The organism is Microbacterium sp. (assembly GCF_032084865.1).
Taxonomy (GTDB): Bacteria; Actinomycetota; Actinomycetes; order Actinomycetales; family Microbacteriaceae; genus Microbacterium.
Genome location: NZ_DAMDLU010000007.1, coordinates 1 through 20,741, shown reverse-complemented (window position 1 = coordinate 20,741; position 20,741 = coordinate 1). Strand labels below are relative to the sequence as shown.

Annotated in this window: 23 protein-coding genes; 16 read left to right on the top strand and 7 right to left on the bottom strand. The window is 69.9% G+C overall.

Annotation, left to right across the window (positions count from 1 at the left end; genetic code table 11):
• Nucleotides 1-55: 55 nt before the first annotated feature.
• Nucleotides 56-664: a TetR/AcrR family transcriptional regulator gene (locus RT309_RS01685; RefSeq protein ID WP_313354742.1), complete on the bottom strand. Its 609-nt coding sequence runs from the start codon at nt 662-664 to the stop codon at nt 56-58.
• 5 nt (nt 665-669) lie between these two features.
• Nucleotides 670-1,593, bottom strand: a complete 924-nt coding sequence (locus RT309_RS01680; RefSeq protein WP_313354740.1) for an SDR family NAD(P)-dependent oxidoreductase — start codon at nt 1,591-1,593, stop codon at nt 670-672.
• 87 nt (nt 1,594-1,680) lie between these two features.
• Here RT309_RS01680 and RT309_RS01675 point away from each other — a divergent pair, with 87 nt between their 5' ends.
• Together RT309_RS01675 and RT309_RS01670 are read left to right on the top strand one after the other, a co-directional pair.
• The gene (locus RT309_RS01675; RefSeq protein ID WP_313354738.1) at nt 1,681-2,091 is read left to right on the top strand and encodes a thioesterase family protein; all 411 of its coding nucleotides are present in this window, start codon (nt 1,681-1,683) and stop codon (nt 2,089-2,091) included.
• Entirely contained in the window at nt 2,088-3,143 is a 1,056-nt protein-coding gene (locus tag RT309_RS01670) for an MBL fold metallo-hydrolase (RefSeq protein WP_313354736.1), read from the top strand. The genes RT309_RS01675 and RT309_RS01670 overlap by 4 nt, the downstream gene beginning before the upstream one ends.
• A 13-nt stretch (nt 3,144-3,156) precedes the next feature.
• On the opposite strand, the gene RT309_RS01665 is transcribed toward RT309_RS01670, so the two are convergent.
• Both RT309_RS01665 and RT309_RS01660 read right to left on the bottom strand, forming a co-directional pair.
• Nucleotides 3,157-4,203, bottom strand: coding sequence for a phosphotransferase family protein (locus RT309_RS01665; RefSeq protein ID WP_313354734.1), 1,047 nt, complete (start codon nt 4,201-4,203; stop codon nt 3,157-3,159).
• Nucleotides 4,200-4,808 (bottom strand): TetR/AcrR family transcriptional regulator, encoded by a 609-nt coding sequence (locus tag RT309_RS01660; RefSeq protein WP_313354733.1) that lies wholly within the window; start codon nt 4,806-4,808, stop codon nt 4,200-4,202. Before RT309_RS01660 ends, RT309_RS01665 begins: the two co-directional genes overlap by 4 nt.
• 141 nt (nt 4,809-4,949) lie before the next feature.
• Between RT309_RS01660 and RT309_RS01655 the strand changes: the two genes are divergently transcribed.
• From RT309_RS01655 to RT309_RS01615, 9 genes are read left to right on the top strand one after another with little or no spacing between them, the layout of a single operon-like run.
• On the top strand, nt 4,950-5,789 hold the full coding sequence (locus RT309_RS01655) for a CoA-transferase (RefSeq protein WP_313354731.1): 840 nt from the start codon (nt 4,950-4,952) through the stop codon (nt 5,787-5,789).
• Entirely contained in the window at nt 5,786-6,544 is a 759-nt protein-coding gene (locus RT309_RS01650) for a CoA-transferase (RefSeq protein WP_313354729.1), read from the top strand. The genes RT309_RS01655 and RT309_RS01650 overlap by 4 nt, the downstream gene beginning before the upstream one ends.
• Nucleotides 6,541-7,626, top strand: coding sequence for a nitronate monooxygenase family protein (locus RT309_RS01645; RefSeq protein WP_313354728.1), 1,086 nt, complete (start codon nt 6,541-6,543; stop codon nt 7,624-7,626). The genes RT309_RS01650 and RT309_RS01645 overlap by 4 nt, the downstream gene beginning before the upstream one ends.
• A gap of 36 nt (nt 7,627-7,662) precedes the next feature.
• Nucleotides 7,663-8,541, top strand: coding sequence for an SDR family oxidoreductase (locus RT309_RS01640; RefSeq protein ID WP_313354726.1), 879 nt, complete (start codon nt 7,663-7,665; stop codon nt 8,539-8,541).
• Nucleotides 8,534-9,319, top strand: coding sequence for an SDR family oxidoreductase (locus tag RT309_RS01635; protein WP_313354724.1), 786 nt, complete (start codon nt 8,534-8,536; stop codon nt 9,317-9,319). Before RT309_RS01640 ends, RT309_RS01635 begins: the two co-directional genes overlap by 8 nt.
• A 14-nt stretch (nt 9,320-9,333) precedes the next feature.
• On the top strand, nt 9,334-9,783 hold the full coding sequence (locus tag RT309_RS01630) for a MaoC family dehydratase N-terminal domain-containing protein (protein WP_313354722.1): 450 nt from the start codon (nt 9,334-9,336) through the stop codon (nt 9,781-9,783).
• Nucleotides 9,780-10,184 carry a MaoC/PaaZ C-terminal domain-containing protein gene (locus tag RT309_RS01625; RefSeq protein ID WP_313354720.1) on the top strand — a complete coding sequence of 135 codons (405 nt, stop codon included), beginning with the start codon at nt 9,780-9,782 and terminating at the stop codon, nt 10,182-10,184. Before RT309_RS01630 ends, RT309_RS01625 begins: the two co-directional genes overlap by 4 nt.
• Nucleotide 10,185: 1 nt before the next feature.
• Nucleotides 10,186-11,190, top strand: a complete 1,005-nt coding sequence (locus tag RT309_RS01620; RefSeq protein WP_313354718.1) for an NADPH:quinone oxidoreductase family protein — start codon at nt 10,186-10,188, stop codon at nt 11,188-11,190.
• Nucleotides 11,190-12,389: an acyl-CoA dehydrogenase family protein gene (locus RT309_RS01615; protein WP_313354716.1), complete on the top strand. Its 1,200-nt coding sequence runs from the start codon at nt 11,190-11,192 to the stop codon at nt 12,387-12,389. Before RT309_RS01620 ends, RT309_RS01615 begins: the two co-directional genes overlap by 1 nt.
• Nucleotides 12,390-12,437: 48 nt before the next feature.
• Here RT309_RS01615 and coaE read toward each other — a convergent pair whose 3' ends face one another.
• Nucleotides 12,438-13,046: a dephospho-CoA kinase gene (gene coaE / locus RT309_RS01610; protein ID WP_313354715.1), complete on the bottom strand. Its 609-nt coding sequence runs from the start codon at nt 13,044-13,046 to the stop codon at nt 12,438-12,440.
• Nucleotides 13,047-13,203: 157 nt separating this feature from the next.
• Here coaE and RT309_RS01605 point away from each other — a divergent pair, with 157 nt between their 5' ends.
• Together RT309_RS01605 and pntB are read left to right on the top strand one after the other, a co-directional pair.
• Entirely contained in the window at nt 13,204-14,757 is a 1,554-nt protein-coding gene (locus RT309_RS01605; protein ID WP_313354713.1) for a Re/Si-specific NAD(P)(+) transhydrogenase subunit alpha, read from the top strand.
• Entirely contained in the window at nt 14,754-16,154 is a 1,401-nt protein-coding gene (pntB, locus tag RT309_RS01600) for a Re/Si-specific NAD(P)(+) transhydrogenase subunit beta (protein ID WP_313354711.1), read from the top strand. Before RT309_RS01605 ends, pntB begins: the two co-directional genes overlap by 4 nt.
• 129 nt (nt 16,155-16,283) lie before the next feature.
• On the opposite strand, the gene RT309_RS01595 is transcribed toward pntB, so the two are convergent.
• Complete coding sequence (locus tag RT309_RS01595; protein ID WP_313354709.1) at nt 16,284-16,793, bottom strand: GNAT family N-acetyltransferase; 510 nt, start codon at nt 16,791-16,793, stop codon at nt 16,284-16,286.
• Nucleotides 16,794-16,913: 120 nt separating this feature from the next.
• On the opposite strand from RT309_RS01595, the gene RT309_RS01590 reads away from it, so the two are divergent.
• The 3 genes from RT309_RS01590 (at nt 16,914) to rocD (ending at nt 19,777) form a co-directional block, all read left to right on the top strand.
• Nucleotides 16,914-17,474, top strand: a complete 561-nt coding sequence (locus tag RT309_RS01590; RefSeq protein ID WP_313354707.1) for an acyl-CoA thioesterase — start codon at nt 16,914-16,916, stop codon at nt 17,472-17,474.
• Between the two features lie 171 nt (nt 17,475-17,645).
• Nucleotides 17,646-18,542, top strand: coding sequence for a dimethylargininase (gene ddaH, locus RT309_RS01585; RefSeq protein WP_396654394.1), 897 nt, complete (start codon nt 17,646-17,648; stop codon nt 18,540-18,542).
• A gap of 11 nt (nt 18,543-18,553) precedes the next feature.
• A complete protein-coding gene (gene rocD, locus RT309_RS01580; protein ID WP_313354706.1) occupies nt 18,554-19,777 on the top strand; it encodes an ornithine--oxo-acid transaminase in 1,224 nt (407 codons plus the stop codon).
• A 17-nt stretch (nt 19,778-19,794) separates the two neighbouring features.
• Here rocD and RT309_RS01575 read toward each other — a convergent pair.
• Nucleotides 19,795-20,741: molybdopterin-dependent oxidoreductase (locus RT309_RS01575; protein ID WP_313354704.1), on the bottom strand; the 947-nt coding region annotated here is incomplete at its 5' end.

Sequence of the window (20,741 nt, the reverse complement as noted above, 5' to 3'; positions counted from 1 at the left end):
GAAGGGGGGCGGCGCCGCGGCGCCGCCCCCCTTCTTCCGTTGCCGTCGACGGACGTCAGTGGGCTCCGAGGCCGTCGTGGAGCAGGCCCAGGAACTGCGAGGTCATGCTCTCGACCGTGTGGCGCCCGCCGGGCCGGTACCACTGCACGGTCGACCAGACGGCGTCGCGGATGAAGCGATAGGTCACGGCGGGGGCGCCCTCGGCGCGGAACACTCCGGACGCCTGGCCGGCGCGGAGCTGATCGATCCAGATCTTCTCGATGCGCTCGCTCTCGGCAGAGAGGAACTCGAAGCCGGGCTGCGTCGCGAGGAACGCCGCCTCGTTCTGGTAGAGGCCGACGGCCGCGGGTTCACGGTCGATCGTCTCGAACGAGCACTCGATGAGGGCGTCGATGCCGGCGCGCGGATCGGTCACGCTCTCGGCGATCTCGTCGTAGCGTGCGAGCAGGCGGCCCATGAACCCGTGCAGGATCTCCTGGAGCATCGCCTCCTTGGAGGCGAAGTGGTGGTACAGGCTGCCGGAGAGGATGCCGGCCTCCTCGGCGATGTCGCGCACGGTGGTCGCGGAGTAGCCGCGCTTCGCGATCAGTCGCGCGGCGATCGCGAGGATCTCCTCGCGCCGCTCGGAGCTCTGCTCCAGTTTCGTCTTCGTGGTCGCGGGCATCCCGGTCAACCGTCCCCCTCTGCGACCAAGCGTTTGCTTGATGACGCGATTTTCATGTGTAGCACATCCGGCGAGGCGTCACCATCTCGCCGCGCCGCGCCGGGGAGCGAGAGCGCGACCTCGTCGGCCAGCGGCCCGTCGATCGCGGCCGCCACGGCGACGGCATCCCAGGCGTCGGCGACGACCTCGCGTGCGATGCGCGGAGGGCGGAGGATCGCCAGGCGCATGCCGTCGAACCGGAGCACGTGCCCGCTCAGATCGCGGGCGGCGTCGCTGAGCAGGTACGTCACGACGGGTGCCACGCCGGACGGGGGCCCGCCCTTGTCCTCGCCCGCGTCGCCCATCTGCGCCGACATCCCCGTGCGGGCACGCGGGGCGAGGCCGGTGACGCGGATGCCGCGGTCGGCGAGCTCCAGCGACAGGCCGTACACGAGCCCCAGCGCCGCGGCCTTCGTCGTGCCGTACAGCGCGAGGTCCTCGGCGCCGAGCAGCGAGCCCGACACGATCACGACGATGCTGCCGCCGTCGCGCATCGCGTGCGCTGCCGCGGTCACTGTGGCGACGGTGCCTGCGACGTTCACCTCGATCGCCCTGCGCACGGTCTCGTCGGACTGCTCGAGAAGGGCGCCGGGGGTGAGGATGCCGGCGTTCGCGACGAACCCGTGGAGTGCCCCGCCGCTCGCGACCGCGGCATCGACGATCGTCTGTCCGGCGCCCGGGGCGGAGATGTCGACGGCGACGGATGTCGCTGCGCCGCCCGCCGCGACGATCTCTGCGGCGACCGCATCGGCGGCACGGGAATCGAGGTCTGCCACGATGACGTGCGCGCCGGACTCGGCGACCGCGAGGGCGTACGCTCGTCCCAGGCCGCCTCCGGCTCCTGTGATGGCCACGACTCTGCCGTCGAGGGATCCTGCGTCTGCGTGCATGAGTCCTCCTCGGTTTCTCGGCCTCATCGCGCTACGCTTACCATACAAGCGTTTGCTTGGCACATCGTCAAGGTCGACAGGAGCAAGATGCTGCACTCGGACACCCGCCGCCTGACCTACAACGACACCGATCCGGCCGGCATCCTCTACTACGCCAGCTGGTTCCCGAAGATGGAGGCGCTGCTGAGCGATTTCCTCTACCGCAACGGCTATCGCCAGGATCAGGCGCTCGCCGCGCACGGCTGGACGACCGTCACCCGCGCGACCGAATGCGAGTACCTCGCGGCGGCGCGGCTGTTCGACGAGATCCGCCTCGAGCTGCGCGTCGGACACATCGGGACGAGTTCGTTCCAGCTCGCCTACCGCATGGTGCGCACCGACGATGATGTGCTCGTGTCACGTGCGAAGACGACGATCGTCCTCGTGGACGACGAGCAGCGCGCGATCCGCATTCCTGCAGACTTCCGAGCGCAGCTCGAGGAATGGGCCACCGCATGACCGACGACACCGGCCTCGTCCCCGTCAGCCGCGCCCAGCTCGCCGCGTGGGACGCCCGGGTCCAGCCGGCCGTCGAGCAGGTCGCACCCGATGTCTGGGCGATCCCGGTGCCGATCCCCGCGGGCACCATCCCGCACACTCTCAGCTACGCCCTGGTCGCCGACGACGGCGTGCATCTCATCGACCCGGGGTGGGATGCGCCGGAGAGCCTGGATGCTCTCGCATCGGGCCTCGCGGTGATCGACCGCACCCTCGACGACGTCCGCACGGTCATCGCGACGCACTTCCACCCGGACCACCTCGGCGCGGCCGACGCGCTGCGGCGCACGGTCGGTGCGCGAGTGGTCTTCTCGGGCGTGGAAGACGCGGTGCTGCAGCAGGAGACCGCGCCGGAGGCATACGACAGCGCGGTCTACCGTGCGCAGCTGCGCGAGTGGGGCGTCCCCGCGGACCGCTGGGACGAGCTGCTCGCGTCGTTCGACCGCCCCGCGCTCGTGGCGCCGGCGGGGCCCGATGACGCGGTCGCCGACGGCGACGTGCTCGAGCTCTCGGGGCATCGACTTCGCGTGATCGCGACGCCCGGTCACACCGACGGCCACATCTGCCTCGTCGACGACGAGCGGCGGCTGCTGTATTCGGGTGATCACGTGCTGCCGCGCATCTTCCCGGGTGTCGGCATCGGGGTGCTGCCCGGCGCCGATCCGCTCGCCGACTACTTCGACTCGCTCGACCTGCTCGCCCCCTACGACGAGCACACCGTGCTGCCCGGGCACGAATACGGCTTCCGCGGTCTCGGCGCTCGCCGCGCGCAGCTGATCGGGCATCACCTGCGTCGTACGACCGAGCTCGCCGCGCTCCTCGAGGAGGATGCCGGTCGCACGGTCTGGGAGTATGCGCGCCGGCTGACCTGGACCGCCGGCTGGGAGGGCATGACCGGCTTCTGGCTGCACTCCGCCCTCCGGCAGACCGAGCTGCACCGCGACTATGCGACGAACCCCCGTTCGCGGGCGCGGATCGACGCGCACCGCGCGGAGCGGGCTCAGCGCCGGTAGGGCAGAGGTCGGCTCACAGCTCGCGGGCGAGCCGCCAGGCCTGGGCGGCGATCCGCTCGGCCTGCGCCGCGAACGACTCGGGCGTGCGATCGCTCGCGCCCATGGCGCCCCGGGCCATGCGCGTGTAGACGTTCTCGACGATGCACGCGACCTTCCACCAGTTGTAGGCGACGGCGAAGCGCAGGTTCGACACGTCGGCCTGCGGCGCCGCCTGCGCGTACATCTCGACGAGCTCGTCGCGAGCGGGGAAGCCCGCCGCCAGGGTGGGCGGGTTCTCGAGCGCGCGGATCTCGTCGTCGGGCTCGGTCCAGTACGTGAGCAGCTGGCCGACGTCGGCGAGCGGGTCGCCGACGGTCGTCAGCTCCCAGTCGAGCACCGCGCGGATGCCGCCATCGGCCCCGTACACGCAGTTGTCGATCCGGTAGTCGCCGTGCACGATGCCCGGGGCTCCCTGTCGCGGCATCCGCTCGACGAGCCGATCGTGCGCGCGTCCGATGTCGTCGACGACGCGCACCCGGTCGGCCGCCCAGTTCGTCGACCATCGCGTCAGCTGCCGGGCGAAGTAGTCGTCGCGCTCGGCGAGGGCGCCCCACCCGACCTCTCGGGGATCGACGGCGTGCAGCTCGGCCAGGGTCGTCATGAGCGAGCGGGCGAAGGCCGGACGCTGCTCGAGCGGCACGGCGGCCTCGACGGCTGCCGGGTCGCGCAGGATGATGCCGTCGACGAACTCCATCACGTAGAAGGGGGCTCCGGTGATGCGCGCGTCGTCGGTGCGTCCGATCACGGCGGGGACGCGCACACCGGTCGGGGCGAGGCGGGTCAGCACGTCCGCCTCGCGCAGCACGTCGTGCGAGCGTGAGCCGCCCATGCCGAGCGGAGCGCGGCGCAGCACCCACGTGGTGCCGTGTTCGTCGCGGCAGCGGTAGGTGAGGTTGGAGCGTCCTCCGGCGATGCGCTCGAACGCGACGGCGCCGCTGACATCGGGGACGTTGTCAGCGAACCAGGCGGAGACGGCGTGCTCGAGCAGGCCGGGGTCGGCGGAGGAGTCGGTCTCGCTCATCGGGAGTGCCTTTCGTCAGTGCCGTCGGGGCGCACGGTGATGCCGTCGAGGAAGACCGAGATGATCGCCTCGGCGATGTCGTGGCCGTCCTCCGCCGTGGGGATGACCGCGCGCGGGGTCAGCCAGACCGCGTCGCGGATCAGCACGTAGAGCAGGGGGATGGGCAGATCGTCGCGGAAGGCCTGCGTCGCGGCGCCGCGTGCGAGCACGCTCTCCCAGGTCTCGCGGATCGTGCGCGCGGCGGCGCGGATCGCCTCGTGCGAGGGCAGCTGGCGCAGGTATCCGGTCTCGCGCTGGTAGATGGTCGAGGCGTGAGCGTGCATCCGGCTCACCCGGATCGAGGCCGTCGCCAGTCGCGTGAGGGCGGTGCGCGGCTCGTCTCCGTCGGCGAGGATCGCGCGGTAGCGCGCGATCAGGGCGTCGAGATAGTGCATCACGATGTGGTCGGCGATCGCGTCCTTCGAGGGGAAGTAGTGGTACAGGCTTCCGGAGAGGATGCCGGCGCGACCGGCGATGTCGCGCACGGTCGTTCCCGCGATGCCGTTCTCGGCGAACAGCGCCGAGGCGTGCTCGAGGATGAGCTCGTTGCGATCCTGCCGTTCCATTCCGCACCGCCGTTCCGGGGTTTCGGGGCCGCTCTGCGGCCGTGTCCTGACCTCGACTATACAACCAATCAAGCGTTTGCTACACTCGTTGTAAACAAGCACTTGCTAGGCCTCCGGGCGAATGGATCGGTGAGGATCGACGTGTCGGACAAGACAATGACGGAAGCAGAGGTGGTCAGCCGACTGCGGTCGGGGATGACCATCGGAATCGGTGGATGGGGATCGCGGCGCAAGCCGATGTCGCTCATCAAGGAGATCGTGAAGTCGGATCTGCGTGATCTGACGATCGTGTCGTACGGAGGCCCTGATGTGGGTCTGCTGTGCGCGGCGGGCAAGGTGAAGAAGGTCATCTTCGGCTTCGTCTCGCTCGACTCGATCCCGCTCGACCCGCACTTCCGCGCTGCGCGGCAGAACGGCGAGATCGAGGTCGAGGAGTACGACGAGGGGATGCTGCAGTGGGGCCTTCAGGCCGCCGGCATCCGTCTGCCGTACCTGCCCACGCGAGCCGGCCTCGGCTCCGACGTGATGACGGTCAACCCGCATCTCAAGACGATCGTCGACCCGTATGACGGCGAGACCCTGGTCGCGATGCCCGCCATCCCGCTCGATGCGGCGCTGGTGCACATGAACCGCGCCGACATCCACGGCAACGCGCAGTACCTCGGTCCCGACCTCTACTTCGATGACCTGTTCTGCCTGGCCGCCGAGAACGCGTACGTCTCGGCCGAGCGCATCGTGCCGACGGCCGAGCTCGCGGCGAACGCGCACCCCGCGACCATCCGCATCCCCCGTCTGCTCGTCTCGGGCGTCGTCGAGGCTCCGGGCGGCGCGCACTTCACCTCGTGCGTCCCCGACTACGAGCGCGACGAGCAGTTCCAGCGCGAGTACGTCGCGGCAGCCAAGGACCCGCAGCAGTGGCAGGAGTTCCTGAACCGCTACCTCTCGGAGACCGCCCCCACCGCGAACGGAGCCCAGTCATGAGCGACATCACCCGTGCCGAGATCTGCGCAGTGGCCTGCGCCGACGCGTACCGCGACAACGGAGAGGTCATCGCGAGCGCGTTCGGCATCGTCCCCGCGATCGGCGTGCGCCTCGCCCGCCACACGTTCTCGCCCGACCTCGTCATCTCCGACGGCGAGGCGACCGCGGTGCGCGGCACCTGGGCCGTCGGCGGCCCGGCCGAGGGCGACGTCGAGGCCTGGCTGCCCTTCAACCAGATCTTCACGCTCGTCTGGAACGGCAAGCGCCACATCACGATGATCCCGACGCAGCTCGACCCGTTCGGCAACGCGAACATCTCGGCGATCGGCGATCACGCGAAGCCCAAGGTGCAGCTGCTGGGCGTGCGCGGCGCGCCGGGCAACTCGGTGTACCACCCGACGAGCTACTGGGTGCCCTCGCACAGCACCCGCGTGTTCGTGCCCAAGGTCGACATGGTCTCGGGTGTCGGCAACGACAACGCGCGCGCCGCGGGCCCGTCGGTCACGAAGCACCACGACCTGCGCTACGTCATCACCGATCTCGCCGTGCTCGACTACGAGCCCGAGAGCGGCCGCCTGCGCCTGAAGTCGGTGCACCCGGGTGTCACCGTCGACGAGGTCGTCGCAGCCACGGGCTTCGACCTGATCGTCCCCGACGAGGTCCCCGAGACCCGCACGCCGACGGCGGAGGAGCTCGAGCTCATCCGCACCGTCATCGATCCGCGCAACCTGCGCGATCACGAGGTGAAGGCATGACCGGATCGCCGGCGCTCCGCACCAGGGCCACCGAGCTCTTCGGTGTGGAGCACCCCATCGTGCAGACGGGCATGGGCTATGTGTCCGATGCCCGTCTCACGGCGGCGACCGCGCGCGCGGGCGGCCTCGGCATCATCGCCGGCGGCATGCTCTCGTACGAGGAGCTCGCCGAGGCGATCGACTACGTGCAGGACCACACCGACAAGAACTTCGGTGTGAACATCCGGGCGAATCAGGAGGACGTCGACAAGCGCGTCGACCTGCTGATCCGCGCCGGCGTCAAGGTGGCGTCGTTCGCCCTCGCCCCCAAGCGCGAGCTGATCGACAAGCTCAAGGACGCCGGCCTCGTGGTCATGCCGTCGATCGGCGCGCGCCGCCATGCCGAGAAGGTCGCGGCCTGGGGCGTCGACGCGGTCATCGTCCAGGGCGGCGAGGGCGGCGGGCACACGGGCGCAGTGCCCACGAGCCTGCTCCTGCCGCAGGTCGTGGACGCCGTCGACATCCCCGTGATCGCCGCCGGCGGCTACTTCGACGGGCGTGGTCTCGTCTCGGCTCTCGCCTACGGCGCCGAGGGGATCGCGATGGGAACGCGCTTCATGATGACGACGGATTCGCCCGTCGCGCAGGCGGTCAAGGACGTCTACCTGTCGAAGACGGTGAACGACACCGTCGTCACACTCGAGATCGACGGAGTGCCCCAGCGCGTGCTGCGCGCGGGCACGATCGACAAGATCGAGAACACCAAGGGGCCTCAGCGGATGCTGCGCGCTGCGCGCAACGCGATCGCGTTCCAGCGCATCTCGCGCACACCGTGGAGCCACATGATCCGCGAGGGCCTCGCGATGCGCAAGGACGAGGGGCTCAAGTGGAGCCAGGTGATCATGGCCGCGAACGCGCCCATGCTCTACCGCTCGGCGCTGCTCGAGGGCAACGCCGAACTCGGTGTGATGGCCACCGGCCAGGTGGTCGGGCTCATCGACGACGTCCCCAGCGTCGCAGAGCTGATCGACCGCATCGTCGCCGAGGCCGAGACGGTCCTCACGCGACTGAACGCCCCCGCGGGCACCACAGCACAGCCATAGCCGGGCACCCGGCGCGAACTCGACGAGGAGACAGCAATGACGAATCAACTGGACGGCCGCGTGGTCGTCGTGACCGGAGCCGGACGAGGCATCGGCCGCGAGCACGCGCTGCTCGCCGCGGCGGAAGGCGCCAAGGTCGTCGTGAACGACACCGGTGCGGCCGCCGACGGCAGCGGGCGCGACGAGTCGATCGCGACCGCGGTGGCGGCTGAGATCACCGCCGCGGGTGGCACGGCGATCGCGAGCACCGACGACGTGACGACGATCGAGGGCGCCGAGAAGCTGCTCGCAGCCACCCTCGAGGCGTTCGGTGAGGTGCACGGCCTGGTCAACAACGCCGGCATCCTGCGCGACCGCATGTTCGTGAACATGAGCGAGGCCGAGTGGGACGACGTGATCACGGGTCAGCTGCGCGGCACGTTCGCCCCCTGCCGGGTGTTCGGGGCGCACTGGCGCGACCGTTCGAAGGAGGGCGGCGACGTCAAGGCGTCGATCGTCAACGTGTCGAGCACCTCGGGGCTCAACGGGGCGGTCGGCCAGAGCAACTACGGCGCGGCGAAGGCCGGCATTGCGTCGCTCACGCAGATCATCGCGCAGGAGCTGTCGCGCTACGGCGTGCGCGCCAACGCGATCACCCCGGTCGCGCGCACCCGCATGACCGAGAACGTCCCCGGCATCAAGGAGCTCGTCGCGGTTCCCGAAGACCCTGAGGCGTTCGACGTCTACCACCCCGCGAACGTGTCGCCGGTCGTGGCCTACCTGCTCACCGAGGGCTGCCCTGCCACGGGCAAGGTGTTCTACGCCAAGGGCGGCGAGATCCGCCAGTTCCAGCCGTGGAGCTACGGGAAGATCATCGACAAGGGCGCCCGCTGGACCGTCGAGGAGCTGCAGGAGGAGATGGTGGACCTTGTCTGAGCAGACCGCCCCCGTCCCCGGCCCCGGGAACGCCCTGACGCAGGACCGTGCCGTCGTCATCACGGCGGCCGCGGGCACCGGCATCGGCTTCGCCGCGGCCCAGCGCTTCGCGATCAACGGCGCCAAGCTCACGATCAGCGACCGTCACGAGCGTCGCCTCGAAGAGGCGGCTGACCGGCTCGAGCAGGAGTTCGGCGTGCGCCCGTACACCGTGCCCTGCGACGTGACCGACCAGGCCCAGGTCGACCACCTCATGGACAGCGCGGCCGAGCGGTACGGCCGCATCGACGTGCTGGTCAACAACGCCGGTCTCGGCGGCACGGCGAGCGTCATGGAGATGACCGACGAACAGTGGTCGTCGGTGCTCGACGTCACGCTCACCAGCACGTTCCGTGCGACGCGCTCGGTGCTGCGTCACATGATCCCCCAGGGATCGGGCGCGATCGTCAACAACGCGTCGGTCATCGGCTGGCGCGCGCAGGCAGGTCAGGCGCACTATGCGGCGGCGAAGGCCGGCGTGATGGCGCTCACCCGGGCGTCTGCGATGGATGTCGCTCCCCACGGCATCCGCATCAACGCGGTCTCGCCGAGCATCGCGATGCACGCGCACCTCGCCAAGGTGACCAGCGACGACCTGCTGGCCCAGCTCAGCGCGCAGGAGGCCTTCGGCCGCGCCGCCGAGCCGTGGGAGATCGCGAACGTGATGGTCTTCCTCGCCAGCGACTACGCCTCGTACATGACGGGCGAGGTCGTCTCCGTCAGCAGCCAGCACGCCTGAGATCGGGGGATGACATGGCAAACCTGAACGCGGTCGGCACGGTGGGCGAGACCTTCGTCCTCGATGTGGAGCGCGGCAAGATCCGCGAGTTCGCGCGTGCGACGCAGTCGTCGAACCCGGCGTACCTCGAACGCGAGGTGCCCGTCTCGCCGCCGACCTTCCTCACCGTGACGAACTTCTGGCAGCCGCCCGCGGGCAATCCGTGGTCGGCGGCCGAGCTCGACGGCAAGCGCGTGCTGCACGCCGAGCAGCAGTACGAGTTCTTCGGGCCGCCGCCCGCCGCGGGCACGCGCCTGCAGTGCACGTCGCGCATCGAGGACATGTACGTGAAGGAGGGTCGCCGAGGCGGTGCGCTCACCTTCGTGGTGATGGTCACGGACTTCGTCGACGAGGAGGGCGTGCTCGTCGCGCGCTCCACGATGACCGGCGTCGAGACGGCGCGAGCCGCCAAGGAGGAGTCATGAGCGAGCGCACCGCACCCGCGGCCTGGACGCTGCCCCCGCAGACGCGTACGGATTTCGTCCGCTATCAGGGGGCCTCGGGCGACATGAACCCGATCCACCACGATCAGACCTACGCGGAGGCCGCGGGCTACCCGTCGCCGTTCTCGGTCGGGATGCTGCAGGCCGGCCTGCTCGGCACGTACGCGACCGACTGGCTGGGCGCCGACAACATCCGCTCGTTCCGCACGCGCTTCAAGGAGCAGGTGTGGCCGGATGATGTGCTGACGTGCACCGGCCGGGTCGTCTCGGAGTACGAGAAGGACGGCGTCGCCATGATCGACGTCGAGATCGACTGCACGCGCCAGACCGGCGGCGTCGCCGCCACCGCCTGGGCGACGTTCGTCGCCCCCGAGGAGGCCTGACATGCGCGCGCACATCGTGCACGAGCTCGGCGGGCCGGAGGTCCTGAGCTGGGACGAGGTCGACGATCTCGTGCCCGGCCCGGGACAGGTTCTCGTCGAGACGCGGGCCGCCGGAGTCAACTTCCCCGACGGCCTCATCGTCGCCGGCACCTACCAGACCAAGCCCGCGCTGCCGTTCACGCCCGGGTCCGAGGTCGCGGGAGTCGTCGCGGCGCTCGGCGAAGGCGTGACAGGTCTGACGGTCGGCACGCGCGTGCTCGCGTTCACCGGCATGGGCGGGTACGCCGAGCAGGTTGTGGTCGCGGCTGACATGGTCTTCCCGATCCCGGACGCGATGACGTTCGTCGACGCGGCCGGGTTCCCGGTGACGTACGGCACGTCGTTCCACGCGCTCGTCGACCGCGCGGGGCTGCAGGCCGGGGAGACCCTGCTCGTGCTCGGCGCGTCCGGCGGGGTCGGGCTCACCGCGGTCGAGATCGGCAAGGCGCTCGGCGCCCGGGTGATCGCCGCGGCGTCGAGCCCCGAGAAGCGGCGACTCTGCCTCGACCGCGGTGCGGACGAGGTGATCGACTACTCCGAGGGCGACCTGCTGCAGATGGTGAAGGAGCGCGCTCCCGGCGGCGTCGACGTCGTCTACGATCCGGTCGGCGGCGATCACGCCCTCGCGGCGATCCGCGCCCTCGCCTGGGGCGGACGGCACCTGACGATCGGCTACGCGTCAGGCGACATCCCCAAGGTCGGGATGAACCGCCTGCTCGTGTGCGCCGGCTCGCTGATCGGCGTGCTGTGGGGCGCGTGGGCGCGTCGCAACCCGGCCGACAACGCCCGCAACATGCACCGGCTCTTCGGCTGGTACGAGGAGGGGCGCCTTCGGCCCCACGTCAACGAGGTCCACCCGCTGGCCGACGCCACCACTGCGCTCGACGTCGTGATGGGCCGGCGGGCCCTCGGCAAGGTCATCCTGGAGCGCGCGGACGGCGCTCGGATCGAAAGGAACGAGAACTGATGCAGCTGTCACCGAGCCCCCAGGCGCAGGAGGTCATCGCGCGCCTCAACCGCTTCATGGACGAGCACGTCTACCCGGCTGAGACCGTGTATCAGGCGCAGCTCGAGGCCAACGGCCCGCGCACCCACGTCGTGCCGCAGGTCATCGAGGACCTCAAGGTCGAGGCGCGCGCCCAGGGTCTGTGGAACCTCTTCCTTCCGGACTGGTCGGGCCTCACCCACCTCGACTACGCGCACATCGCCGAGATCACCGGCCGTTCGCCGTACATCGCCCCCGAGGCGCTCAACTGCTCGGCGCCGTCGACCGGCAACATGGAGATCCTGCACATGTTCGGCACGCCCGAGCAGCAGGAGCGCTGGCTCGAGCCGATGAAGGACGGCCGCATGCGCTCGGGCTTCTCGATGACCGAGCCCCACGTCGCCTCATCGGACGCACGCAACATCTCGACGTCGATCGTGCGCGACGGCGACGAATACGTCATCAACGGGCGCAAGTGGTGGACCACCGGCGCGGCCGACCCGCGGTGCGAGATCCTCATCCTCATGGGCAAGACCGATCCCGATGCCGCTGCCCACGAGCAGCAGTCGATGATCCTCGTGCCGATCGACACACCCGGCGTCGAAGTCATCCGCTCGCTGCCGATCTTCGGATACCACGATCAGCAGGGGCACGCCGAGATCCAGTTCACCGACGTGCGCGTGCCGGTCGGCAACATGCTCGCCGGCGAGGGCAAGGGCTTCGCGATCGCGCAGGCGCGTCTGGGCCCCGGCCGCATCCACCACGCGATGCGCTGCATCGGCATGGCCGAGCGTGGGCTCGAGATGATGGTGCGCCGGGTGGGCGAGCGCGAGGTGTTCGGCGGGATGCTGTCGGAGCAGGGCGTCGTGCAGAACTGGATCGCCGAGTCGCGCCTCGAGATCGAGCAGGCCCGCCTGCTCGTGCTCAAGGCCGCGTGGATGATCGACGAGGTGGGCGCCAAGGGTGCGGCGATCGAGATCGCCGCGGTCAAGATCGTCGGCCCCCGTGCCGCCCGCTCGGTGCTAAACCGTGCCATCCAGGCGTTCGGCGGCATGGGCGTCACGGATGACACCCCGATCGCGCGCATGTGGGCCAGTGCTCGCATTCTCGGCATCGCGGACGGACCGGACGAGGTGCACCTGCGCTCCGTCGCCCGCCAGGAGATGCGCAAGTACCGGTGAACCGGTCGTAGCCGGGCGCGGCGTGGCCGCGTTCGAATGTCCGATGACTCACTCGCTGAGCCGACGCCAGAGCTCCGCTACCCGGCGGTCGGTCTCGGTGAGTGTGCCATCGGTGCGCACGATGATGTCGGCGATGGCGATTCGTCGCTCCTCGTCGCCCTGGACGGCGACGCGGGCGGCGGCATCCTCGGCGGACAGCCCGCGATGCCGCTGCAGTCTGCGCCGCCGCTCACCCGCATCCGCCTCGACGGTGACGATGAGGTCGTACCGCCAGGGCAAGGCGGGGCTGTCGGCGGTGAGCAGCGGGATCTCATGCACGACCAGCGCATGGGACTCGCGGCAGGCATCGATCGCAGCCGCAGTGGCGCTCAGGATGGCGGGATGGACGATGCCGTTGTACTGCTGGCGCACCGCTTCGTCGTGGAAGATCAGCTCGGCCACCCGGGCGCGATTCAGCGATCCGTCGGCCTGCAGAACGTGCGGGCCCAGCGCCTGCGCGATGTCGGCGAGCACTCGCCGCCCCGTCGGAGTCGCCGGATCCAGTACCACCCGAGCAGTGACGTCGGCGTCGATGACGTACGCGCCGCGGGCGGCGAGGCCTCGGGAGACAGTGCTCTTCCCCGCGCCGATGCCGCCGGTGATGGCGATGAGCTTCACGCACCCCACCCTAACGTCCGCTCGGTTTTCCTTGTCCGCAAGAAACGGAGATCTTTAGGTCCAGCAAGGGCGACATCTGGAAGTTTCTTCACAGCTGGTCAGTAGTGTGAGCAAAACGAAGCAGAGACCGACGCTGCAGTCGGGCAGGAGGAACGCGATGACGCGGATCGGAATCGTGCGGGAAGGGCCGGAGGAGGCGCGCGTCGCCGCGACCCCGGATACCGCACACAGGCTCAGTACGCTCGGGTACGAGGTGGTCGTCGAGATCGGGGCGGGGGAGCGCTCGGCGTACCCGGATGCCGCCTATCAGGCATCCGGTGCGCGACTGGTCTCCCAGGCTGAGGCCTGGGAGAGCGAGGTGGTGCTGAAGGTCAACCCGCCGACGGATGCCGAGATCGCCCGCCTCAGCGACGACGCCACCCTCATCGGGCTGCTCTCGCCGGCGCTGCGTCCCGAGCTCGTCGAGTCACTCGCGCAGCGGGGCATCACCGCCCTGGCGCTCGACGCCGTGCCGCGCATCTCGCGCGCGCAGTCGATGGACGTGCTCAGCTCGATGGCGAACATCGCCGGCTATCGCGCGGTCGTCGAGGCGGCGCACGAGTTCGGGCGCTTCTTCACCGGCCAGGTCACGGCAGCGGGCAAGGTTCCTCCGGCGAAGGTGCTCGTCGCGGGCGCCGGCGTCGCGGGTCTCGCCGCGATCGGAGCGGCGTCCAGCCTCGGCGCGATCGTGCGCGCCACCGACCCGCGCCCCGAGGTCGCCGACCAGGTGCGGTCGGTCGGCGGCACGTATCTCGCCGTCGACGTGCAGGTCGAGAAGTCGACCGACGGGTACGCGAAGGCCACCAGCGCCGACTACGACCGTCGCGCCGCGGAGATCTACACCGAGCAGGCCGCCGACGTCGACATCATCATCACCACCGCGCTCATCCCCGGGCGGGCGGCGCCCCGGCTGATCACCGCCGCAGACGTCGCGCTCATGACACCCGGCAGCGTCATCGTCGACATGGCGGCCGCCCAGGGCGGCAACGTCGAGGGGTCTGTCGCCGGCGAACGGGTCGTGACCGAGAACGGCGTGATCATCCTGGGATACACCGACCTGGCATCGCGCCTGGCGACCCAGGCATCCCAGCTCTACGGCACCAACGTCGCCAACCTCGTCGCCCTGCTCACCCCGAACAAGGACGGCGCACTCACGATCGACTTCGACGACGTCGTGCAGCGCTCGGTCACCGTCGTGCGAGACGGCCAGATCACGTGGCCACCGCCTGCGGTGCAGGTCGCGGCGGCGCCCGCGGCATCCGCTCCGAAGGCCGAACCCGCACCCGTCCCCGAGAAGAAGCCGATGACCGCCGGGAAGAAGGCCGGTCTCATCGTCGCCGGCATCGCCGCGCTGTTCCTCGTGAACGCGTTCGCGCCCGCACCGCTGCCGCAGCACTTCACCGTGCTCATGCTCTCGGTCGTGATCGGCTTCTACGTCATCGGCAAGGTGCACCACGCGCTGCACACGCCGCTCATGTCGGTCACCAACGCCATCTCCGGCGTCATCATCGTCGGCGCGATGCTGCAGATCACCGACGCCAACCCCGTCGTGCAGGTCGTCGCGGCAATCGCGGTGCTGGTCGCCAGCATCAACATCTTCGGAGGCTTCGCGGTGACTCGGCGGATGCTCAGCATGTTCACCCTCGGCGCGACGAAGGGAGCCGGCAAGTGAGCGTCGCCGCCTTCGCCGCCGCCGCGTACATCGTCGCGGCACTGCTCTTCATCCTCAGCCTCGCCGGTCTCAGCCGGCACGAATCAGCCCGTGCGGGCGTGATCTACGGCATCGCCGGGATGGCGATCGCGCTGGGCGCGACCCTGGCACTCACCCTCGCCGACGCCTGGGGCGAGCCCGGGGCGGCCCTCGGCCTCGCCCTGCTCGGCGCGGGCGTGCTGATCGGTGCGGCGATCGGGCTGTGGCGCGCCAGGGTCGTGCAGATGACCGAGATGCCCGAGCTGATCGCGCTGCTGCACAGCTTCGTCGGCCTGGCCGCCGTGCTCGTCGGCTGGAACGGGCACCTCGCGCACGCGCCGATCCCGCCGCAGCTCGTCGACATCCACAACGCCGAGGTGTTCATCGGCGTCTTCATCGGCGGTGTGACCTTCACCGGGTCGATCGTGGCGTACCTCAAGCTGTCGGCGAAGATGTCGTCGCGCCCGCTGATGCTGCCCGGCAAGAACGTGCTGAACGTCGGCGCACTCGTCGCCTTCGTCGCGCTGACCGTCTGGTTCGTCGTCGATCAGCAGCTCTGGCTGCTCATCGCCGTCACGGCGCTGGCGTTCGCGCTCGGCTGGCACCTGGTCGCCTCGATCGGCGGGGGTGACATGCCCGTCGTCGTGTCGATGCTGAACAGCTACTCGGGATGGGCGGCGGCTGCCGCCGGCTTCCTGCTGAACAACGACCTGCTCATCGTCACCGGTGCCCTGGTCGGATCGTCGGGTGCGTACCTGTCGTACATCATGTGCCGGGCGATGAACCGCTCGTTCCTGTCGGTCATCGCCGGAGGGTTCGGGATCGTGGCATCCGCCTCCTCCGACGACGAGCACGGCGAACACCGGGAGATCACCGCAGGAGCCGCCGCGTCGATGCTCTCGACGGCCACGAGCGTCATCATCACCCCCGGATACGGCATGGCCGTCGCGCAGGCGCAGTACCCCGTCGCAGACCTCGTCGCCCGGCTGCGCGAACGCGGAGTCGACGTGCGCTTCGGCATCCACCCCGTCGCCGGGCGCCTGCCCGGGCACATGAACGTGCTGCTGGCCGAGGCGAAGGTGCCGTACGACATCGTGCTCGGCATGGACGAGATCAACGACGACTTCGCCTCGACCTCCGCCGTGCTCGTGATCGGCGCGAACGACACGGTGAACCCGGCCGCGGCGGAGGACCCGGGAAGCCCGATCGCCGGGATGCCCGTGCTGCACGTCTGGGAGGCCGAGAACGTCATCGTGTTCAAACGCTCGATGGCGGCCGGCTATGCGGGGGTGCAGAACCCGCTGTTCTTCCGCGACAACGCGCAGATGCTGTTCGGCGACGCGAAGGAGCGGGTGGAGGACATCATCCGCGCCCTCTGACACGGACGCGACACCTTCCGGAGTCCGTTCTGCCGACACCCCCGGTAGTCGCCGAGACCCCCAGCTGTGAGCGTCCACAGCTGGGGGTCTCGGCGCGAACCAGGGGTCTCGGCGAAGGAGACGAGGCCGTCAGGGCCTGACGAAGCGGACCTCGGTGAGCTTCTCACCCAGGAACGGCTCGGTGTGGCTCTCGCCATCGAGGGCGAACCCGTTGCGCTGGTAGAACCGATGCGCGCGGGGGTTGTCGTCGGCCACCCACAGGTAGCACGGCTCGCTCTCGTAGACGGCGGCATCGAAGAGCTTCTGCCCGATGCCGGTGCCGTGGTACGCGTCGAGCAGGTAGATGAAGTACAACTCGCGCAGAGCGGGGGCGTCTTTGTCGCGGGCGGGACCCGAGCCCACGAAGCCGACGATCTCACCGTCGACGAGAGCTGCGCTCATGCGGAAGTCGTCACCCTGGCGGGCCCAGTTGGTCCACAGCTCGGCCATGCGGCGAGGTGAGATGCGCTCAAGGGCGGCCTTGCTGATCAGGTGGTCGTAGGTCTCGTGCCAGCACTGCGCATGCACGCGGCCCAGAGCCTCCGCATCGACATCGCGGACGGGACGGACGATGATCTCGGTATGGGCTTCGGTGCTCATGTGCGTGACTCTACGCGCCGCTGTCGCGGAGATGAAATCGGCCCGCGACGCAGACGCGAGCATGTGGTGATCAGCCAATGAAGTTGGGCGATCCATCGTGGATCACTACTATCGCCCCTTGTGAATGTGATCTGGCGCACCCTCCTCGTCATCCTCCGGGCCCGGCTGCGCGCGCGACGCGGCGGCGCGCTCGAGCCGTCGGCGGTCAGCCGCATCCGGCTCACGACGCTGCCCACCGACATCGACATCCTCCGGCACATGAACAATGGCCGCTACCTGTCGCTGTTCGACCTCGGGCGCTGGGATCTGCTGATCCGCACCGGGCTGTTCGACGCGATGAACTCGCGCGGCTGGTACGCGGTCGTCTCGAGCGAGACGGTCACCTTCCGCAAGTCGCTGGAGCTGTGGCAGCGTTTCGACGTCGAGTCGCGCTTCGTCGGCCACGACGACAAAGCGGTCTTCCTCGAGCACCGAGCCGTGGTGGACGGCGAGGTGTACGCGCGGGTGATCGTGAGGTCCCGGATGCTGCGCCGCGGAGGCGGCATCGTCAGCAACGAGGAGCTGTTCGCGGCCGTCGGAAAGCCTGCCGGCCTGCCGGAGGTCGAGCCGTGGATCCACGACTGGGCGTCGGCCTCGGCGCTGCCCTCGACGAAGAAGCCCGCGCCCAGCGTCTGGCGCTGACGGGGCCGGTCGCGCCGATTCGGGCGGGCAGGGTGGCGGCATCCAGCATCCGGATGCAAAAATGGAGGTGGCGTGCCTGTATCGCATCTTCCCCGTGCTCCCGTCGAGGAGCGGGTCGAACTTCCGCCAGGCCCCTGGACAGCGTCCGCCGCACCTTCCTGAGGAGCACTCATGTCCACGCCTGAAACCGCCACCCTTCGACAGGCTCAGGGGCCCAGTGATGTGGCCACCCGCACCGCGCACCACCGCCGTTACCTGATGTGCAGGCCTGAGCACTTCACGGTCAACTACTCCATCAACCCGTGGATGGAGCCGGCGCGCCCCACCGACACCGCCAACGCCGTCGCGCAGTGGCAGAAGCTGTATGACCTGTACGTCGAGCTCGGCCACGAGGTCGAGCTCATCGAGCCGCTCGCCGGCTACCCCGACATGGTCTACACCGCGAACGGCGGGTTCGTGATCGGGGGCCGCGCCTACGTGCCCGAGTTCCGCTTCGTCGAGCGCCAGGGCGAGGCGCCCGCCTTCGCCGACTGGTTCCGCGCGAACGGATTCGACACCGTCATGCCTGAGGAGGTCAACGAGGGTGAGGGTGACTTCCTGCTCGTCGGCGACGTGATCCTGGCCGGGACCGGCTTCCGCTCGACCGGCGACAGCCACCGCGAAGTGGGCGAGGTCTTCGGCCGCGAGGTCGTCTCGCTCAACCTCGTCGACCCGCGCTTCTACCACCTCGACACCGCGATCGCGGTGCTCGACCCGGTGCAGGGCGTCGAGAACGGCGGGCCCGAGCGCGCGAACATCGCGTACCTGCCCGGAGCGTTCGACGAGGCCAGCCGCGCGATCCTCGAGGAGCGCTTCCCGGATGCGATCCTCGTCAGCGACGAGGACGGCGCGGTGTTCGGCCTGAACTCCGCCAGCGACGGCTGCAACGTGATCATCTCGCCGCGGGCGAAGGGCTTCGAGAAGCAGCTGCGCGAGCGCGGCTACAACCCGATCACGGTCGACCTGTCCGAGCTGCTGCTCGGCGGCGGCGGCATCAAGTGCTGCACTCTCGAACTGCGGGGTGCATGATGAGCGGCGTGATGGATCGCCCTTCGGCAGGCTCAGGGGCCCAGGTCGGCTCAGCAGCGAGCCCCGAGCCCCACGTCGCCGAGAACTACCACCCGCTGCCCGTCGTCGTCGCCGAGGGCGACGGCGTGTGGGTGACGGATGCCGACGGCAAGCGCTACCTCGACCTGCTCGCCGCATACTCGGCCGTGAACTTCGGCCACCGGCATCCGGCGATCGTCGAGGCGCTCGTCGCACAGCTGGGCCGCGTCACGCTCACCAGCCGCGCCTTCATGAACGACCAGCTCGAGCCGTTCGCCGCCGCGCTCGCCGAACTGTGCGGCAAAGACCTCGTACTGCCGATGAACACCGGCGCCGAAGCGGTCGAGACCGGCATCAAGGTCGCGCGCGCATGGGGTTACCGGGTCAAGGGCATCGCCGAGGGCAGGGCGCGCATCATCGTCGCGGCCGGAAACTTCCACGGCCGCACGACCACGATCATCAGCTTCAGCGACGACGAGCAGGCACGTGACGACTTCGGACCGTATACGCCCGGCTTCGACGCGGTGCCGTACGGGGATGCGGATGCCATCGCCGCCGCGATCACCGATGACACCGCCGCGGTGCTCATCGAGCCGATCCAGGGCGAGGGCGGCGTGATCATCCCGCCCGAAGGCTACCTGCGCCGGGTGCGCGAGATCTGCGACGAGAAGAACGTGCTGTTCATCGCCGACGAGATCCAGTCGGGACTCGGCCGGGTCGGCGAGACCTTCGCGTGCGACCGCGAGGGCGTCGTTCCCGACTTGTATCTGCTCGGCAAGGCCCTCGGCGGTGGCATCCTGCCCGTCTCGGCCGTCGTCGGCGATCGCGACGTGCTGGGCGTCATCCGCCCCGGCGAGCACGGCTCGACCTTCGGCGGCAACCCGCTGGCGGCGGCGGTCGGCCGGAAGGTCGTCGAGATGCTGAGCACCGGCGATTTCCAGGAGCGGGCCCGCAAGCTGGGGGCTCACCTGACGACCGACCTCGAGCCGCTCATCGGCCACGGCGTCACCGCGGTGCGCATCGCCGGGCTGTGGGCGGGCGTCGACATCGACCCGGCCTTCGGCACCGGTCGCGAGGTCGCCGAGAAGCTGCGCGAGCGGGGCGTGCTCGTCAAGGACACGCACGGTCAGACGATCCGCATCGCGCCGCCGCTGGTGATCCGGGCGACCGAGCTCGACTGGGCCGTCGAGCAGCTGCGCCTCGTGCTCGCGGGCTGACACCTCGCCCGCACCCGTCAGGAGACGGTCGCGATGATCGTGTGCCGGCCGCTCGCGCCGTCGGGCGCGGGCGGCGCCTCGGCATCGGTCTGGACGGTGCCGTCGGCGGCGATCGCACGGCAGCGGATGCTGTGCTCGCCCGTCTCGGCGCGCCAGGGCATGCGCCACTGCACCCAGGTGTCGTCGGAGAGGGCGGATGCCAGCTCGGCGCGTTCCCACGGGCCGTCGTCGATCTGCACCTCGACCCCGGAGACTCCGGTGCCCGGCTGCCAGGCGATGCCGGCGATCACCGCATCGCCGGCATCGACGGCACGGCCCGCTCGCGGAACATCGATGCGGGACTGCAGCTTGATCGGCCCGCGCTCCGACCAGCCGCGATCCGTCCAGTAGGCGCGTGCCCGGTCGAAGCGCGTCACCTCGAGGTCGGTGACCCACTTCGTCGCCGACACGTAGCCGTACAGGCCGGGCACGACCATGCGCACGGGGAAGCCGTGAGCCTGCGGCAGCGGTTCGCCGTTCATGCCGATCGCGAGCAGGGCGTCCCGATCGTCGGTGAGCGCCTCGAGAGGAGTGCCCGCGGTGAACCCGTCGGCCGAGGTCGACAGCACCATGTCGGCGTCGGCGTCGACACCGGCGCGCTGCAGCAGCTCCCGGATCGGGTACCCCAGCCAGACGGCCGTGCCGACCAGGTCGCCGCCGACCGGGTTCGACACGCACGACAGCGTCACCGCACGCTCGGTCAGCGGCAGCGCGAGCAGCTCATCCCAGGTCAGGGTGACCTCGTCGGTGACCATGCCGTGGATGCGCAGCCGCCAGTCGGCCGGGTCGACAGCCGGCACGATGAGTGCGGTGTCGATGCGGTAGAAGTCGGGATTCGGGGTGATCAGGGGCGTCAGGCCCGGCACCTCGAGAGCGGCGCCCGGCGGCACGGCCGGCGCCGGCGTCGCCGGGTGCGGCAGGCGGA